This window comes from Kitasatospora sp. NPDC056531 (assembly GCF_042794375.1).
Taxonomy (GTDB): Bacteria; Actinomycetota; Actinomycetes; order Streptomycetales; family Streptomycetaceae; genus Kitasatospora.
Window position 1 is genome coordinate 2,698 of the sequence record NZ_JBHTTU010000207.1, and the last position, 2,161, is coordinate 4,858.

The 2,161-nt window shown below is 71.8% G+C and carries 2 protein-coding genes; one reads left to right on the forward strand and one right to left on the reverse strand.

Features of this window, described 5'->3' with window-relative positions; translation table 11 throughout:
• Window positions 1-88: 88 nt before the first annotated feature.
• On the reverse strand, window positions 89-730 hold the full coding sequence (locus tag ACFQ87_RS44240) for a DUF4360 domain-containing protein (RefSeq protein ID WP_380616712.1): 642 nt from the start codon (window positions 728-730) through the stop codon (window positions 89-91).
• Window positions 731-1,006: 276 nt separating this feature from the next.
• Here ACFQ87_RS44240 and ACFQ87_RS44245 point away from each other — a divergent pair.
• On the forward strand, window positions 1,007-2,161 hold a 1,155-nt coding region (locus ACFQ87_RS44245; protein WP_380616713.1), incomplete at its 3' end, for an NAD(P)/FAD-dependent oxidoreductase.

Sequence of the window (2,161 nt, forward strand, 5' to 3'; positions counted from 1 at the left end):
CGGCAGGCCGGAGAGGACCCGGACCAGGACTTCTACCACTGGAACAGGCCGGGGCGGGCCCATGGGTCGGGGAATCAGGGATCAGGGATCAGGGGCACTTCTTCCAGGCGAGGTGGTAGACGGTATTGATGCTGCCGTCCGTCGAGTCCATCGTCATGAAGCTGGTGCTGTGCGTCGGGTCCGAGGTGCCGGCGCCGACACGCAGTTCGGTGTTGACGTTGAAGTTGCGCTCCTCTCCGCAGGGGGCGAAGACCAGGGCGGCGACGTCGACGGTGTCGGTCACCTGCCAGTTGTCGTCCGTCGGGCCGTCGAAGCGGTGGCTCCGGTAGGTGGTCCCGGGGTCGCCCTGGAAGTAGTAGCTGGCCCGCTGGATGCCGGTCGCCCCCGCCTCGAGGTGGGCGAAGCCGCGGTAGTCGGCGGAGGCTATCGCATAGGTGAAGCCCTGGGGGACGTGCACGCGCAGGTCGAGCTGACAGTTCTTCCGGAAGTCGGTCGGCTTCGAGCCCACTCCCACCTGGGCCAGGTAGCTGCTGTACGTGACGGTGAAGGCGGTGTTGTCCGGCGACACGGCCACCGCGGCCGTCCCGGCCGGGCAGCCGGAGCCGTTGACCGTCGCGACGTCGATGACGATCCGGTCCGGCGGGGTCGGGAGCAAGTCGCCACCGAAGGTCGACGTGCCGACCAGCGCGGCGGAGACCGCGGTCGCGACGGCCAGTGTGCGGAGCAGCATGGGCTTCCCCTTCGATCGTCCACGGAGCCGGGGACGGCGTGGCGCCGGTTCGGGCGCGGCACGCGCGGCCCCGTCAGATTTGACGTGGATATGTCAGCACATCGAGCGCACCGTGTACAGGGGGTGACACATGGTCACCGAATTCCCGAGGGTGCGACGACGGCGAACACCCCGACGACCTGCCGGTGTGCCGGACGCCGACGCGACCCCGATTCGCGGCCGAAGATCGCCGAGCGCTAGGCTCCGTCCGCAACACGACGCGAAGGGGAGCTTCAGTTGGCGCGGGTTGCGGTGGTCGGCGGGGGTATCGGCGGGCTGGGAACAGCGCTCATGCTCGGTCGGCGGGGCCATACGGTCACGCTGTTCGAGCAGGACGCACGGCAGGCCGGAGAGGACCCGGACCAGGACTTCTACCACTGGAACAGGCCACGGGTCCCGCAGGCCGTCCAGCCACACTCGTTCCTCTCCCCCGTCCGCACCGTGCTGCGCACCGAGACCCCGGAGGTCTACGCGGACCTGCTGGCCCGCGGAGCCCGGGAGTACCACGACTTCGACTGGTTCGGTGAGCATCCGCCGCACCGGGACGGCGACGATGAACTGGTCACCCTGCGCACCCGCCGCATCGTCCTGGAGGCCGCCCTGACCGCGGCCGTACGGCGAGAACCCGCCGTCGAAGTGCGGCGAGGCGTCCGGGTGGGTGGCCTGGTCATCGAGGAGGGCGACCCCGCCCGGGTCACCGGGGTGCGGGTGGGCGGGGAGAAGCACCTCGCGGACCTCGTCGTCGACGCCTCCGGCCGTCGCTCGCCGGTTCCCGGCTGGCTGGTCGCGGCCGGCTGCCGACCACCCGTGGTCGACAGCCACCGCACCGGGATCGCCTACCTGTGCCGCTGGTACCGGCTGCGGCCCGACGGCCCGCGTGACCCAGGGGTGCAGAACGGCTCGGCCGCGGCCTTCGCGCTCGCCGGGGTCTTCCCGTCCGACAACGACACCTTCGCGGTGAACGTGGTGCTCTCCACGGGCGACCCGACCCGCGGCGCGCTGACCGACCCCGACGTGTTCGAGGCCGTTGCCCGCCGCTTCCCCGCCTGCGCCGCCTGGCTCGACCTGGACCCGGAACCGCAGTCCGCCGTCCTGGCGATGGCCGGCCTGGACAACCGCTGGACCTCCCTCGTCGACGAGGACGGACCCGTCGTCACCGGGCTGGTCAACGCCGGGGACAGCCTCATCCACACCAACCCCACCCTGGGCCACGGCGCGGCCCTCGCCCTGCGCACCGCCCAGTACCTCGGCGCCCACGCCGACGAGGTCGCCGCGGACCCGGCCGGCTACCACGCCTGGACCACCGAGCACCTCCGCCCGTTGTTCGACGCGCAGGTGACGGCCGACCACGCCACCGAGCGACGCCTCACCGAGGACGCACCGCCCCCCGAC

What these genes read in the sequence shown, in the direction of transcription:
- ACFQ87_RS44240 (WP_380616712.1), bottom strand. Translation starts at nt 730, where the DNA reads ATGCTGCTCCGCACACTGGCCGTCGCGACCGCGGTCTCCGCCGCGCTG.